Below are 15,940 nucleotides of genomic sequence, written 5' to 3' on the forward strand. Positions count from 1 at the left end.
TTACCACCGAGTCAGCTGCAAGTTTCTCGATTTAGAATGGCATAATATCGACAAAGTGATCAATTAGTTCATGCTACACTTTGAATATTCAAAAAACAAACCGTGTGGTTTGTAAAATATCAAATTGCCTCAAACAATTTTCCTGGTAAAGGTCTGATTACACCTTTCATTTCCATAGTCAACAAGGTCGAAGACGTTCTATAAATAGGCAGCTTACAATCTAAGGCGATACTATCTAAAATTTGCTTCCCATTATTCTGTAGGTAGGTGTAAATATTTTGTTCGACCTCATCTAGCTCAATAAAAAGCTGTCTCTGAATGGTCTTATTCTGTTTTTCAGCTATATCCCAATCTAGCAGATAAATTAAATCTGCAGCTGAAGTCATTACATGTGCTTTTTGCTGCTTAATTAGATTATTACAGCCCAAACTATATTTATCTGTTGTTCGACCTGGCGCGGCAAAAACATCTCTATTATAACTATTGGCAATATCAGCGGTTACCAGACTTCCGCCTTTTTCGGCAGATTCAACTACTACCGTAGCCTCACTTACACCGGCAATAATTCGGTTACGTTTTAGAAAATTTTCTCGTTCGGGGCTACTGGTACTCCAGAATTCGGTGTAGAATCCGCCATTCTTTAAAACATCGGCTTGATACTTAGCATGAACCTTTGGGTAGATTTGATTTAAGCCGTGAGCCAAACATCCTACGGTTTGCAGCCCATGTTTTACGGCTTCCCTCTGAATGCAAATATCTACTCCGTATGCAAACCCACTAATAATGACCGGATCTAACGGAGCAACTTCCTCAATAAACTGTTCGCAAAAAGCCATTCCGTAACTCGTAATATTACGGGTACCGACAACGCTAATCAATTTACGATTCTGCAAATCGATATTTCCTTTCTGAAATAAAAGAATAGGTCCGTCAATACAATGCTTTAAATATTTAGGATAATCTTCATCTAAAAAATAGGTACAACTAATATCGTTTTTGAGTACATAATTATATTCTGACTCGGCAGCTTCTAAATGTTCTAAGTCGAATAAATGTTTAATTGTATGGGTACCGATACCATCGATTTTTAGAAGATTTTGCTTTTTATCTTCGAAAATTGCGGAAGGACTACCACAATGTGAAATTAATTTCTTCGCAAGGATATCTCCAATATTCGGAACATGTTGTAACCGAAGTATTGCAACAAGTTCATCAGCAGTATGTTGTGTAGTTTTCATTTCTTGTTCACAAATAAGCGAAAAAAATATGTTAATAAAAAGTTACCGAAGGTGTTTTTATACCTCATTATTTTCTTCATATTTGTGATCCGATGGTTTTAGAACACTATATAAGCGATTTACTTTATAGGTACAACTGTGTTGTTGTTCCTGGATTTGGAGCATTCCTTACCCAAAAAAATTCTGCCAAAATAAACGTGGTTACCAATACGTTTAGCGCACCAAATAAATCTATTGTTTTCAATAGACAGCTGATCTCAAATGATGGGCTTTTGGTTTCTTATGTATCAAATGCAGAGAAGGTTTCATATGAAACAGCATTGGTTGAAATTGAAAAGCAAGTGAAAACTTGGCAAGAAGTTTTAATACAAGAAACTTCTTTACACCTTAAAAATATAGGTTCTTTAGCTAGAAACCATGAAGATAAAATATTGTTTCAACCTGCAAATGAAACAAACTATTTAACCTCTTCATTCGGACTTTCGAATTTCAACTCTATACCTGTAACTAGAGAGGTATTAAAAGAAGAGATTGTAGAACTTGAAGAAAAAATACCGTTCGTTATAAGTCCTGAACGTAGAGAAACTAGCCGTTTTAGACCTTATTTAAAATATGCTGCTATTCTAATGCTAGCATTTTCTACAGGCGTAACCGGTTATCGTGCATACCAACAAAAAAATACAAACGAGCAAGTTGCAAGACAAGATGCTGAAGAGTTTGTAAACAAACAAATACAAGAAGCTACCTTCTTCGACCTATCTCCATTAGAATTACCAACGGTTACCGTTGAAGCTACTACAACTTCAAAACCAGCTATCAACAAAGATGAGGCTACGCACTTTATAGTTGCAGGTGCTTTTAGAGTTAGAGGTAATGCTGATAGAAAAATCGAACAGCTTAAGGCAAACGGATTTAATGCTGGTTATTATGGCACGAATGCTTACGGACTTCACATGGTAACTTTTGATAGTTATACCAATGCAAACGATGCTTTAAAAGCATTGCGTGAAATTAAAAGTACGCAGTCAAAAGATGCTTGGTTATTAACCGAAAAATAAACCTACACACATTTTATTAGTACCCATGATGCCCGTATCTTTGCGGAAAATTTCTAATTAATGGAAGCAAAGACTCCTACAGCATCACGTACAACAATGACCGATTTGGTTCTCCCAAGTGAGACCAACGCACTTCAAAATTTATTTGGCGGCGAATTATTGGCACGTATGGATCGTGCAGCTAGTATTGCTGCCGGTAGACATAGCCGTAGAATTACTGTTACCGCTTCTGTAAACCATGTAGCTTTCAACTTGGCAATACCACTTGGTAGTGTTGTTACTGTCGAAGCAGCCGTTTCTAGAGCCTATAACACCTCAATGGAGGTCTACATAGATGTTTGGATAGAAGACCGCTACAGTGGCAAGAGTACTAAGGCAAATGAAGCTATTTATACCTTTGTAGCTGTTGATGAAACAGGCACGCCAACTGAAGTACCTGAATTAACGCCAGAAACTCCCCTAGAGATTACCCGTTTTGAAGGTGCACTTCGTAGAAAACAATTAAGTTTAGTATTGGCGGGTAAAATGACGCCTGACAATGCAACAGAACTTAAAGCTTTGTTTACGAAGTAAATAACCTTATCTTATTTTTATAATTTCGTTTGTTGTAATTGACAAAGAAAGTTTAAATTCGATCATTAACTCATCGAAACTTTCACTTGAGATTGAATCCTGCAAAGCCGAATCTCTCGTATAAACTTATAGAAACAAAATTATAATGAAAGACGGGATAATAAACTGGAATGTTGACCCCGAAATCTTTACTATATTCAACACTTTCCCTATTAGATACTATAGCCTCTCATGGGCTTTGGGTTGTGCTCTTTGCTATTTAATTGTCAAGCAAATTTATCGAAAAGAGAATATACCATTAGAAAATTTGGAACAACTGACAATGTATATAATTGCCGGTGCATTTCTAGGAGCGCGACTGGGACATTGCTTTTTCTATGAGCCACACTACTACCTTCAAAATCCACTTGAAATACTCTTACCAATTAGAAAAGTTGGAGAGTCATTTGAATTTATAGGTTTTCAAGGACTTGCAAGCCACGGCGGATTAGTAGGAATAGTTACAGCAATACTATTATATGCCAAAAAAAGTAAAACAAATGTACTATGGATAATGGACAGAATTGCACTTGGAACCTCTATTACTGCTGTATGTATTAGGATAGGAAATTTTATGAATTCCGAAGTTTATGGAAAACCTACAAATGGTGATTGGGGAGTAGTTTTCGAAAGAGATGACCTCATTCCAAGGCACCCAACACAACTTTATGAGGCTGCATCCTATTTACTGATTTTTTGTGTTCTTTTGTTTATCTACAAATCCAAAAAAATTAAAAGACAAAATGGGCTTATGGTCGGTGTTCTTTTTATTTTAATGTTTGTAGGACGATTTATGATTGAATTTGTTAAAGAGAATCAAGTTGAATTTGAAGATTCTTTTACTTTAAATATGGGACAAATTTTGAGTATTCCACTTATTCTTTTGGGGATTGCAATTACATTCTACAGCAAAAAGTCAAAAAGTTTTTATTCTTAAAAAAAATTAATCTTAAGTGCATTTGTAGAAAGCTGTTCATTTTAAATTTATTAATTATTAAGAACTAAAATCCGCCAAACGTAGTAAACATTGAAATTCATGAAAAAATACGTTGTAATCATTTTGGCTCTTATCACTTTATTTTCTTGCAAAAATCCAAATAAAACAAAGCAAGAAACTCTCGTAAAAACTGAATTTGAAGAAATAATTAATCAAGAATACGAGCTAATTAAACCCACTGAAAATGCAAAAAAGGTTTTAATTCTTTTTCCAGGATTTCCTCATAAAGCAGAAAACACTAAAAAAGAATTCAAAATACTTAAATATGCGAAAGAGAGTAACCTTGCAGTTATTTTCATGAACTACAATCAAAAACTGTGGCTTGAAGAAAATGAAAAGATTGCACTGGCAAAGCAACTAAAAAGCATATTAATACAAAACAACCTCCCTTCAAATGATGTTTATATTGGTGGATATTCAAGCGGAGGAAACGTTTCTTTATTGATTAGTTCATTCTTAAATGAAAATAAAAACTTTAAACTTAAACCTAAGGGTGTTTTTATTGTAGACTCACCTATAGACTTGGCTGCTCTTTACAAAAGCTCAAAAAAGAATCTAAAACGAAAGTTTTCAAAAGTATCAGTTACAGAAAGTAATTGGATAATTGAAAATTTGGAAAGTAAATTAGGAACTCCAAATGACAATATTTTAAAATATCAACAATACGCAGCTTATACTTCTGAAACTAAAAATATTGACAATCTAAAAGGCTTGAAAAAAACTAAAATTCGACTTTATACTGAACCAGATACACTTTGGTGGAAAAAGAACAGAATGGCAGATTATGACCAATTGAACAGTTATTACATCAAAAGCCTTTCTGAAGACTTAAAAGAAGCAGGATTTAACAAAGTAAAATACATACCAACACAGAATAAAGGATATCGAGCTAACGGAGAGAGGCATCCGCATAGTTGGTCTATTATTGATAGAGTAGAATTGATTGAATGGATAAATGAATGAAGATTCAGTTCAGATTATACCTGTTATTTTAAATTTGATAAAAAGCCAAACAAATCAACTTAGCCTATATCAAACTACATCAGCAACCCTTCTTACTAAATAGCCTCTCGGTACAAATCTTTTTCTAACTCCGACTGCTCTAAATCTACTTTAAAAGAAAGGTCCATTTCACTAGTGTTTACAATATTCCAAATATAAAGAGCAGCTAAACCAATGCTCCCAAGTATGAAAAAGGTGATGGAATAGGCAATTAGTCCGCCGTAGGCCAAAGCCAAACATGTAGCTAAGAACGCAACATATACCACTATTGGTTTAAGAGACCAGTTCAAATTAAAACTTGATGGTTTAGTAGTATTCTTCTCTATTTGATTTTGAGTAGACTCTGAATTTAAAGTGATTGTGCTGTTCATAATAGTTCCCTTTTACTAATTAATACAGTAAAATTCGGAAAAATTCGTCAACCCACACCTACATAATACTATGAATATCAATATGATAACTCAGAATTAAAGATATCATATTATTTAAATAACAGAAAAATAGTATTGATAATATTGCCTACTAAAAATTGAAGTTATCGGGATCGGGTCCAATACGTTCTCCTGTTTCCAATCCGTCTAAAAAGGCAATATCGGCATCAGATAGCTCAAAATCAAAAATATCGGCATTAGATGCAATTCGTTTTGCATGTACGGATTTCGGAATTGCAACAATACCTTTTTGAAGATTATAACGCAGAATAATCTGTGCCACGCTCTTGTTGTACTTTTTGGCTAAATCTGTACAAATATCCAATTCAAAAACCTTACCCTGCATAAACGGAGACCAAGACTCGTATTGAATTCCGTTATCGGCACAAAAATCGATTAAGTCTTGTTGTACCAAATGCGGGTGAAACTCCATTTGGTTCACCATAGGTACAACGGTACAATCGTTCATAACATCTTCTAAATGATGTTTCAAAAAATTACTTACTCCGATTGCTCTAATCTTCTTTTGAGCGTACAAATGCTCTAAAGCTTTCCAAGTTTCTTTGTATTTACCTCCAACCGGCCAATGAATTAAATATAAATCTAGGTAGTCAACACCTAAACGTTCTAAACTCGCATCAAAAGCTTTTAATGTCTCTTCGTACCCTTGGTCGGCATTCCAAACTTTGGTAACTAAAAATATTTCACTTCTATCTATTCCGCTTTCACGTATACCTTTACCTACACCTACTTCATTTTTATAAGCCGCAGCGGTGTCGATATGACGATACCCAAATTGAAGTGCGCTCTTAACCGCTTCAACAACTTCTTCATCATTATCTGATTGATAAGTTCCTAAACCTAAATAAGGCATCTTAACCCCATTACGTAATTCAAAACTTCCTTTAATATCTGTAATAATAGGTCCGTTTTTCATAAGAGTAAATTTTAAAGACGATACACCCAATCTTCTGGATTAAGACGAGAGGTATCTTGGTATAAGTAGAATTTTAATCGGGTTTGACCATTGTTCTTATTGGTGTACACCACACCAAGTTCTTCTTTACTAGTTACTTTATCTCCTTTTTTCACGTACAGTTCAGAAAGGTTGTAGTATGTACTAATAAAGTTACCATGTTTAATTTGTACCCCTTTATTACCGCCTGGTACAGCCAAAATAGCGATGACTTCCCCTTCAAAAATTGCACGAGCTTTTGAGCCCTCATCAGTAGCAATGATAACTCCGTTACTTTGGTGCTTGATCCCTGGATAAACCGGATCGGCATAAACTCCGAAACCTTGACTTTTAATTCCTTTTTCAACAGGCCAAATCAATTTACCTTTATTTGCGGAAAAGTTATTTGCAATGACGGTAGCCTCTGGAGTTAACACGAACTTACTTGAATTTTTGGTAGTACTTCCTGTTTTTTTATTGGAAGCTGCAATAGCACTTCTGATCAGTTTTTCAATTTGCTGATCTATTTTTCTAGATTCTTTCTTCTTCTTATCTATAGCGCTGGTATACTTACTCTCATTTTTACGAATTGTACCTAATAATGCTTTTTGAGTCTGTATTTCAGCAAATAATTGATTTTTCGCTTTTTTGTTTTGAGCCAGTAATACCTCTTTTACTTTACGCTCTTCATTCAAATCTGCATTTAAACGTGAAAGCTCTTCAGTTTTAGTCAATATCTGCGCTCCCTGCTCTTTTCTATAGTCTGTATATTGCTTCATATACTGAAGTCTTTTAAAGGCCTGAAAGAAGCTTTCTGAAGACAACAAGAACATTAATCTATTTTGTTTTGATTTGTTCTGATATGACTTCTGAATCATTTTAGCATACTCGTCCTTTACCTCTTGCAGCTCTGTCTTTAGCTTACCAATATTTCTGATGTTGGTGTTGATCTGCCTGTTCAACAAGTTTGATTGTTGATTGGTAACTCGAATTAATTGTTGGCGTACGGTAATCTTTTTATCCAACGCCTCCATCTGATCCAGAACATTCCCTTTCTCCTTTTTCTCAGCAAAAAGTAATCGGTTGATATCGCGTATTTCAGTTTGCAGCTGCTCGCGTTTTTCCTCTAGGGCTTTTTGCTCACTAGTTTGCGCAAAGGCGGATACCGTAGTGAACAGCACTAATAGAAAAAAACCATATTTAAATTTGAACAACATCTGCTTACAACTCTATTTCATTAAACCCTTTTGGTATTGAATATGGAAAGTTAACTTTTCCGTTCAATTCTAAATTTTTAAACTCCAGGTCAATCGTATTCATCTTATCCTTACTTATAGCCTTTACCATAATCTCATTAGGCAAAACCTCTTTATCTATACTTTGATAATTTTTATACGTAATTTCTAACAAACGTTTGTCCGCAGGTTGGGATAACTGCTGCAAAGCCATTTTAAAATTCTTAGGCTCTATTTGAAACAAGGTTTTATACAAAGTGCCCTGTTGCTTCGGAGTAAGTCTGTAGGCGTCTTCAGATATACCAATATCATACTTCTCATCTCTTAAATTTACAATTGCCTGACCGGTCAGTAAATTTTGTAGAATAGAAAAGTCTACCTCGGTACCCAATAAATCACTTAAATATGAAAAGTCGCCATCAAAATATTCGTTTTGTAATTTGTTGTAAAACGATACTCGATCCGGAGTAATATAAGCTTTAACAATCCCTAATGGAGCACTCATCCAAATGGCTTTATCTTTTTCCATTCGTAGGCTGACGGAAACACCTTGAGAAGATTCTCCATCTGAATAATTAATTTTTACCCTACCTGCCAATGTTTTAAAACCGGCTTCATTTTGGTAATGGGCTTTTATCACTGATTTAGATGATAATTTAGCGTCTACCGTACCACCAGAAATCACCTTTGTACTTTTACAAGATGCCATAAAAATTATAGCAACCATTAGTAAAGCATATTTAATCTTCATCATATTCAAAAACTTCGTCATTTAAAATCCCGATTTAATTTTACTAAGGTACATATTTGCTTTAGACGTATTATTGGTCGCGGTATATGCATTCGCCAATTCTTTATAAACAGCATTTTCTAAGGTTGCATCATCAATAATGTAATCTAAAGCAGTCTCTAGAATATCTATAGCATCTTTATGTTTCAGCGCTTTATTTAAAGCGGCTCCGTTGGCATAATAGAAATACGGTTGAGAAGGAAAACGCTCCATTGCCTCTTCGGTCGTTTCAAGTAAAACATCATTGTCAGAAGCTGAACTTAGCATACCCTCAATCTTAGATTTATAACCTGCTACACTATTTAGATCTTCAGAAGACTCCGTTCTCTTTACATCTGCTACAGCTACTGGTATGATTTCTTGTTTCGCAATCGAGTCATTAATTTTCTGCTCTAAATACTTTTGTTTTTTAGACGTTTTAATTCCTTTTAAAACAGACTTTGCAGTAAGGTAATCTTCATTTAAAAAATAGATTTCTGCCAAATTACCCCTTAGCTCAACATTACTCCAAGGTAATTCTGCTTTCACATCTTCTAGTACAGATTTTCTAGCATCAACGACATTAACCAAAGTTTCTGCGTACCAATAGTTTTCTGGTTCTCCGTTCAATGCTTCTAATGCATACTCTTGAGCGAGTATAAATTGTTTATCGTACAAATGAAACTTGGCAAGTTCAAAAGTAACAACGGTATTTTGTGGTTGTAGACGTTTACATTCTAAAAAGTAGGTAATGGCACGGTCATAATTTCGTATGCCCATTTGCTTTAGTCCTTCGAAAAAATTCTCTTGAAAAGTATCTGAGTATTCCTCTAGAAAAACTTCAGCACTTTGCTCTACCTCTAATTCTTGATTTTCTTGCGCATAGGTCACTCTCGGTGTAACAAAAACACCAACAAGCAAACCCAAAAAAATCAATTTCTTCATCTTTAGTATATAAATCTACTTTACACCTGTACTACCAAATCCGCCTTCACCTCTTGCGGTTTCAGACAGGCTATCGACAAGATGCCAATCGGCACGTTCATGCTTGGCAATGACCATTTGTGCAATTCGCTCTCCGTTTTCAACTACAAAATCTTCACTACCAAGGTTTATCAGTATCACTCCGACTTCACCTCTATAATCAGCATCAATTGTGCCAGGAGCATTAAGTACGGTTACTCCTTTTTTAGCAGCAAGACCACTTCTAGGTCTTACTTGAGCTTCAATACCTACAGGCAACTCAATGAAAAGACCAGTTGGTATAATGGCTCTCCCTAAAGGTTGTAATGTAACAGCTTCGGTAAGGTTCGCTCTTAGATCCATACCTGCAGATGCGTTTGTTTCGTAATGCGGTAAGTCGTGATTCGACTTATTAATTATTTTTATGTTCATCTATTTAAATATAATTTTTTAAGATTCTGAAACTCCAATTTATATACCAAGCCTAAGAACAACAATAATAGCGGTATACCCACAAAGAGGTTTCTATCAAATATGTAAAATGAAAGAATAGAAAACAATATAGATATTCCTAAATAAAAGATAATTTTTCTGAAGTTATAAGGGATAGGATAATACATACGCCCGAAATAAAACGAAAGCAACATCATGGTGCCGTAAGCCAATAAAGTTGCCACGGCAGATGCCATATACCCAAAATAAGGAATGAAAATTAAGTTTACGATTATAGTCAAAACCGCGCCGATCATAGAAATATAAGCTCCGAATTTTGTGCGATCGGTCACCTTATACCAAACAGAAAGGTTGTGATAAATACCTAAGAAAAAAGCCGCTAATAAAATTAATGGCACTACGGGCATCGCTTCCCAATACGCTTCATCACGCACAAAAAGAACCTTTAACACATCAGAAAAAACGACTACTGCCAACAATATGATACTCCCTAATACTACAAAGTAATTGGTTATCTGAGCATATGCTTTCTGTGGATTTTTTGTATCTGAATGACTAAAAAAGAAGGGTTCAATTCCCATTCTAAATGCAGTGGCAAATAGCGTCATAAATACGGCTAATTTTACACAAGCCCCATACTTACCCACTTCATCACTAGCGATTTCTATAGGTAATATCTTCTCCAGTAAAATTTTATCCAATACTTCATTTACGGTAAATGCAATACCCGCTATCATTACCGGCATGGCATACTTTATCATTTTCTTCCAAATATCCATATCAAAAACATATGGTCGTCGTAGATAAACCCTTAACATTAAAACTAATGTGACAGCACTTGAAACCAAGTTAGAAATTAAGATGTATGAAATCTCAAAATCTGGTTTGTAAATAGAACCTAAGAAACCTGAACTATCTGTAGCTGCAATTTTGGGTAGAAAAATTAAGAAAAAGGAATTCAACCCTAAGTTCAAGACAACGTTAATCAATTTTACTATGGCATAACGCATAGGTCTTTCATTTGCCCTTAACCAAGCAAACGGAATTATAACTAAAGCATCTAAAGCTAATATCCAAAAGACATAGCCTATATACTCATTTGATATTTCGAGAACATCTGATAACGAAGATTTAAACAGAAACCCAATGAGCATAAATAGTAAAGTTGACCCCAAAATGGACAACAATGATGTCGAAACCACTCTTTTTCTATTTTCTGTATCCTTATAGAATCTAAAAAAGGCAGTCTCCATACCATACGCTAAGAAGACATTGAAAATAGCAAAATAGGCAAAAATCACAACGACTTCACCATATGAACCTGGCTTCATTACACCGGTATAAATAGGAACCAATATAACATTAAGCATCCTTGGCAAGACAGTTGCCAAGCCATAGATTGCAGTTTGTTTAAAAAGTTTTTTGAGTGGATTCAAGCACTATACATTCAGGCGATAAAAGTACCTATTAAAAGCCTAGTTACAAAGTTAGTTTTTGGGTGCCCCCTTATAAATTAATGGTTGTTTTTGTTTTATGCCCTTTACCTTAGCATATTTCATTTCTCCATTTTCATTATAACTTACAACAGCTTCATCTGTATTTAATTTTAAATCTAATGTTTCAGATGATTCAGGATTGTTGTTAGGTATTCTAACCACAATCATCTTTTGGTTATCTACAGTATTTACAAGTGCTTTTACCTGCTTACCACGAAAATAAACTTCATTTAATTCAACATCAGAATTTTCAAATAGTGAAACCGGAATACGTAATTCGGTACCAGAGCCACTTTCTTCTCGACCGCCAGCATACTGCTGACATGTAGCATTACCAATCTCAAACGGAGTTTCTACTTGTAGTTTTTTCTGCGAGGTACAACTGGTTAAACAAAGACAAAAAATTAAAAAGCAACTAAGTACGTATTTCATTAGACCCATATTATTCTTATAAAGATAATAAGTAATATGGGTTTAATAAGTCATTTAACATGGCTATCGCAAATTAATGGCTTAGTCCTCTAATTGTAATTGTTTCAATTTTAAGAGTTCACTCTTTGCTTGTTTGTATAAAAACACAGAGAAGACCACTAAAAATACTACTGATGAGCATAGAATATAGATATAAAATCCGTTTGATAAAGTAGCCTTAAATAAGGGCAATAAAATTATAAACCCAACGGTATAAATTCCAACAGCCAAAGGTGTAACTACGTAATGTGTATATTTTCTAAAACTATAGTAACTGGTTAAATCGCTACGAAAAGTATTTGATTCTTTGCTGAAATTAATAGTTCTTAACCTCTTTAAACTATACAATTCAATAGCTATTCTAACCGCTAAACTACCAATCATTAAACCTATACCTAGTAAAAACGTAGTGCTTTTATAACCGGAAACATAAAGTAGAAACGCAACCAAAATGATAATCGTGATGGTCAAAACTACGTTACCTGTTCGTTGTTTTTGTTCTATGGATTTTACACTTTTTAAAAGCGCTTGAAATCCGTCTTCGGTGGCAGAAACTGTAGTTTGGTTCTGCCATTTTTTCTGTAAATCTTCAAAATTATTCATTATGGACACATTTTGTAAGTTGTTGTTTTATTCTATGTATTCTAGTACGGATGGCTTCATGCTTGATTCCCATTATCTCTGAAATCTCTAGCTGCGGTAATCCCTCTAGTTCCAATAATATTATAGCCTTATTGGTACTAGTTAATTTATTGATGCATTTGTAAAGCTGAACCAACATATCTTCTTTTTCTGTTGTGTTATCAACAGAATCGCTTATCTGAAGATTATCAATTTGCAAATTTTTATCCTTTTTACGTTCTCGTCTTATTTCTGCCAAGCATGTATTTACACAAATTCGGTAGATCCAAGTTGAGAGTCCGCTTTCATTTCTAAATCCGTCTAAATTCTGCCAAACCTTAATAAAAGTTTCTTGAGCTAAATCTTTGGCAACAGACTCGTTACCTACCGTATACCCCATGCACAATCGCATAACCTTGGGGTAGTTTTCCTTATAGATCTTTTGATATGTAATTTCTTTAGACCCCATTAGTTGTTCAACGCATTTTTAAGATTCTCGATAAACCATTGTGGTTGGTCATACATGATAAAGTGAGATGACCCATTAGCAAATTCAATGGTGTATTTGGTAAGCGCTTTATATTGTAGGTCATAAGTAGATTTCGCCATTTCTAAGCCATAAGGTTCTGTAGCGGCAAGTATGGTAACCGGTGCATTGATCTTAGCCAAATCTTCGCGTAAATCTAACTTTAATAAATCGGTATAACCATAGACATAGGTTTCTCTATCTGCCTGGATCATCCAATCTTTTATTCTTTCTTGATTTGATTGTTCTTTAGTCATACTATTCGCCATTTGTTCTGCCATTGCTTCAAAATCGGTATCGTGCATAGCTAATAGTTGTTTGTTATATGGAGAATCATACACCATGTATTCACTTTTATAATCTGGCATCATTAAAGCACCTGTTGAAGGTAAAGCATCGACAATGATTAGTTCTTTATATGAATTGCCATCTACTGCCATCCACAATGCCAATGCCCCACCTAAGCTATGACCAACTAAAACAGCGTTGTCTAATTCTTTTTCAGAAATATAGTTAACGACTCCTTCTTTAATTTTGGGTAACCATGGTTTTTCAATAGCAGGTACATCACCGAAGCCGGCAAACGTAAATACATGACATTCGTAATCTTTTGAAAGCTCTGCAACTGTAGCTTCCCAAACATCACCGGTACACGTAAAGCCAGAAAATAAAAGTATTGGTTCTCCTTCACCAGTAACTTCAACTTCAAAAGTTTTGTCTTGCGCAGTTATTGAAAATGAAGTCAGAATTAGTAATCCGAATAATAAAAATTTAATTGTTTTCATCGTAAGAGTTTTTGTTTTGTTCACCCTTTAGATTCAAAAATTAAAAAATGTTACGTCTTAAATTGAAAAAAAAATTATTCCAACTCTAAATCCATCCTTTTCATGGCTGTAGATGCTAAAATAAAAGCCGCTAAGAGAAATACTGCCGCTAAAGCATACGGTGCGCCAGGAAAGTAAATTGACGCCTCTGGTCGTATAAAATAGTAAAATACAGGAGCAAAGATTAATTGACCGAGTATGGCAGTAATACTAACCAGACCGGTAATGGATCCTTGCAAAATACCCTGTTCCTTTTCAGAAACTTGATTAGAAATTACACCTTGCACCGTAGGACCAGCAATACCACCTAATGCATACGGTATTAAGAATGCATACAGCATCCAAGGTTCTTTTGCGAATGAAAAAAGAAACATCCCAACTGTCCAAAGTAGAAATCCGAATATGATGACTTTACGCTTTCCAAATTTCGTTACAATTTTACCTACTAGATACCCTTGTACAATAGCCACAAATAGACCGACCACCATTAACGACAATCCTATTTGCTTCGGATTCCAATCATATCGCTCAATACCGTAATACGACCATGTTGATGGCAATGCCTGACCAGCAAGATTCGCTAAAAAGAAAGCAGATATCAATAATAAGATGCCTTTATAGTTTCGTAAGGCGAATAAAGAAACCCCGGGAATCATTTTTGAAAAATTGATTTGCCTTCTATTCTCTGGAGTCAAAGATTCAGGAACAAAGAAATACCCAAAAAGGAAATTGGCAAATGTTAAGCCTGCCGCAATGTAAAATGGAAGTCGAATATTAATCTCTCCGAAAAATCCGCCAATACCCGGACCGATTATAAATCCGATTCCGAATGCCGCACCTATCAATCCGAAATTCTTTGCCTTATTTTCTTTGGTACTTACATCTGCGATATAGGCAGAGGCAACGGTGAAACTAGCACCTGTAATTCCTGCTAAAAAACGACCTAGAAATAACCAGGTGATTGTTGGTGCCCAAGCATGAATCAAATAATCGATACTTAAACCTAAAAGTGCCAAAAGTAATATAGGGCGTCTACCAAATCGATCAGATATTTCGCCTAACACCGGTGAGAACAAAAACTGCATACCCGCAAAAGCAGTAGTCAGCCACATTCCGTAAATAATAGCCATGTGATTACCCTCTCCCGTTAACTCCATAATCAAATCTGGAATAATAGGAAGAATGATACCGATACCAATAACATCAACTAAGATGGTGATGAAAATAAAGAGTAAGGCGGTTTTTTTAGATTTCATGGTCAAGACAAAAGTCGGGTAAAAAAAGTAATCTTAAACCTATAAAAGCAAAAACCCCACTTTTAGGTGGGGTTTTCAACACTATATATTTTCAAGCTTTATATGACATCACTTATGTTAGTCACTTAATACAATAGAAGTATTAGTTATTTAATGCTTCTGCACCACCAACGATTTCTAAAATCTCGTTAGTAATAGCTGCTTGTCTTGCTTTGTTGTATGTTAATTTCAATTGATCACGCATTTCTGTTGCGTTATCGGTTGCTTTGTGCATGGCAGTCATACGAGCACCGTGCTCACTAGCGAATGAATCTCTAATACCTTTATACAATTGTGTTTTTAAAGATTTAGGAATCAATTGTTCAATGATCTCTAATTTCGAAGGCTCAAAAGTATAATCTGCACTTGCCGTTTCTTCAATTTCTAATGGTACAATTGGTAAAAACTGCTCGGTCATTACAATTTGAGTAGCTGCATTTTTGAACTTGTTATATACGACTTCAATACGATCATAAGTACCTTCTGTAAAAAGGGTCATTAAGCTTTCTGCTATCTCCGCAACATTATCAAAGGTTAAATCGTCATATACTTCGCTATGATTTGCGATTACATTGAAACGTTTTCCTAAAAAATCATTTGCTTTTTTACCGACAGCAACAAAATCTACCGATTTACCAGCATAAACATTATCTGCAAGATTAACCGATTGCTTTAAAATATTGGTATTAAAAGCTCCACAAAGACCTCTGTTAGAAGTAACGGAAACAATTAAAACCTTATTCACAACTCTATTATCGGCATAAACACTACCAGAATCACCTTCTAAACTAGCACTTAAGTTCTGTAGTAGCTCAGTTAATTTATCTGCATAAGGTCTCATTGCCGTAATAGCATCTTGCGCCTTTTTCAATTTTGCAGCAGATACCATTTTCATAGCACTGGTAATCTGCATCGTTGAAGAAACCGATGAAATCCTATTACGTATCTCCTTTAAATTTGCCATTTTATTCGGTATTTAGTATAAAGTACAAAG

The 15,940-nt window shown here is 34.9% G+C and carries 18 protein-coding genes; 4 read left to right on the forward strand and 14 right to left on the reverse strand.

The annotated features are described in order from the left end of the window. Positions 1–119: 119 nt before the first annotated feature. Complete coding sequence (gene dprA, locus ACJJVT_RS16025) at positions 120–1,238, reverse strand: DNA-processing protein DprA (RefSeq protein WP_405400037.1); 1,119 nt, start codon at positions 1,236–1,238, stop codon at positions 120–122. Positions 1,239–1,330: 92 nt separating this feature from the next. On the opposite strand from dprA, the gene ACJJVT_RS16030 reads away from it, so the two are divergent. From ACJJVT_RS16030 to ACJJVT_RS16045, 4 genes are all read left to right on the forward strand, one after another. Beyond that, positions 1,331–2,296 carry an SPOR domain-containing protein gene (locus ACJJVT_RS16030; RefSeq protein ID WP_405400038.1) on the forward strand — a complete coding sequence of 322 codons (966 nt, stop codon included), beginning with the start codon at positions 1,331–1,333 and terminating at the stop codon, positions 2,294–2,296. Between the two features lie 60 nt (positions 2,297–2,356). Continuing rightward, positions 2,357–2,869, forward strand: a complete 513-nt coding sequence (locus ACJJVT_RS16035; protein WP_405400040.1) for an acyl-CoA thioesterase — start codon at positions 2,357–2,359, stop codon at positions 2,867–2,869. Between the two features lie 145 nt (positions 2,870–3,014). Continuing rightward, a complete protein-coding gene (gene lgt / locus ACJJVT_RS16040) occupies positions 3,015–3,845 on the forward strand; it encodes a prolipoprotein diacylglyceryl transferase (protein ID WP_405400042.1) in 831 nt (276 codons plus the stop codon). 99 nt (positions 3,846–3,944) lie between these two features. Beyond that, entirely contained in the window at positions 3,945–4,868 is a 924-nt protein-coding gene (locus tag ACJJVT_RS16045; RefSeq protein WP_405400043.1) for a hypothetical protein, read from the forward strand. Positions 4,869–4,963: 95 nt separating this feature from the next. Here ACJJVT_RS16045 and ACJJVT_RS16050 read toward each other — a convergent pair whose 3' ends face one another. The 13 genes from ACJJVT_RS16050 to atpG all read right to left on the reverse strand — a co-directional run bounded on the left by ACJJVT_RS16050 (position 4,964) and on the right by atpG (position 15,910). Continuing rightward, the gene (locus ACJJVT_RS16050; protein WP_405400045.1) at positions 4,964–5,278 is read right to left on the reverse strand and encodes a hypothetical protein; all 315 of its coding nucleotides are present in this window, start codon (positions 5,276–5,278) and stop codon (positions 4,964–4,966) included. Between the two features lie 151 nt (positions 5,279–5,429). Further along, positions 5,430–6,275, reverse strand: a complete 846-nt coding sequence (locus ACJJVT_RS16055) for an aldo/keto reductase (protein ID WP_405400046.1) — start codon at positions 6,273–6,275, stop codon at positions 5,430–5,432. An 11-nt stretch (positions 6,276–6,286) separates the two neighbouring features. Beyond that, on the reverse strand, positions 6,287–7,510 hold the full coding sequence (locus ACJJVT_RS16060) for a murein hydrolase activator EnvC family protein (RefSeq protein WP_405400047.1): 1,224 nt from the start codon (positions 7,508–7,510) through the stop codon (positions 6,287–6,289). Between the two features lie 4 nt (positions 7,511–7,514). Continuing rightward, positions 7,515–8,300: a DUF4292 domain-containing protein gene (locus ACJJVT_RS16065; RefSeq protein ID WP_405400048.1), complete on the reverse strand. Its 786-nt coding sequence runs from the start codon at positions 8,298–8,300 to the stop codon at positions 7,515–7,517. Beyond that, entirely contained in the window at positions 8,301–9,242 is a 942-nt protein-coding gene (locus tag ACJJVT_RS16070) for a tetratricopeptide repeat protein (protein ID WP_405400049.1), read from the reverse strand. Positions 9,243–9,257: 15 nt separating this feature from the next. After that, positions 9,258–9,692 (reverse strand): dUTP diphosphatase, encoded by a 435-nt coding sequence (gene dut, locus ACJJVT_RS16075; protein ID WP_405400050.1) that lies wholly within the window; start codon positions 9,690–9,692, stop codon positions 9,258–9,260. Continuing rightward, positions 9,689–11,149 (reverse strand): lipopolysaccharide biosynthesis protein, encoded by a 1,461-nt coding sequence (locus ACJJVT_RS16080; protein ID WP_405400051.1) that lies wholly within the window; start codon positions 11,147–11,149, stop codon positions 9,689–9,691. The genes dut and ACJJVT_RS16080 overlap by 4 nt, the downstream gene beginning before the upstream one ends. 51 nt (positions 11,150–11,200) lie before the next feature. Continuing rightward, positions 11,201–11,641 carry a hypothetical protein gene (locus ACJJVT_RS16085; RefSeq protein ID WP_405400053.1) on the reverse strand — a complete coding sequence of 147 codons (441 nt, stop codon included), beginning with the start codon at positions 11,639–11,641 and terminating at the stop codon, positions 11,201–11,203. Between the two features lie 81 nt (positions 11,642–11,722). Further along, a complete protein-coding gene (locus ACJJVT_RS16090) occupies positions 11,723–12,283 on the reverse strand; it encodes a hypothetical protein (protein ID WP_405400054.1) in 561 nt (186 codons plus the stop codon). Then, positions 12,276–12,770: an RNA polymerase sigma factor gene (locus ACJJVT_RS16095; RefSeq protein ID WP_405400056.1), complete on the reverse strand. Its 495-nt coding sequence runs from the start codon at positions 12,768–12,770 to the stop codon at positions 12,276–12,278. The genes ACJJVT_RS16090 and ACJJVT_RS16095 overlap by 8 nt, the downstream gene beginning before the upstream one ends. Further along, entirely contained in the window at positions 12,770–13,612 is an 843-nt protein-coding gene (locus ACJJVT_RS16100) for an alpha/beta fold hydrolase (RefSeq protein ID WP_405400058.1), read from the reverse strand. Before ACJJVT_RS16100 ends, ACJJVT_RS16095 begins: the two co-directional genes overlap by 1 nt. A 74-nt stretch (positions 13,613–13,686) precedes the next feature. Next, positions 13,687–14,907, reverse strand: a complete 1,221-nt coding sequence (locus ACJJVT_RS16105) for a TCR/Tet family MFS transporter (RefSeq protein WP_405400059.1) — start codon at positions 14,905–14,907, stop codon at positions 13,687–13,689. A gap of 142 nt (positions 14,908–15,049) precedes the next feature. After that, complete coding sequence (gene atpG / locus ACJJVT_RS16110) at positions 15,050–15,910, reverse strand: ATP synthase F1 subunit gamma (RefSeq protein WP_405400061.1); 861 nt, start codon at positions 15,908–15,910, stop codon at positions 15,050–15,052. Positions 15,911–15,940 lie beyond the last annotated feature (30 nt).

The sequence above is a fragment of the Maribacter sp. Asnod2-G09 genome (genome assembly GCF_045063795.1).
Lineage (GTDB): Bacteria > Bacteroidota > Bacteroidia > Flavobacteriales > Flavobacteriaceae > Maribacter.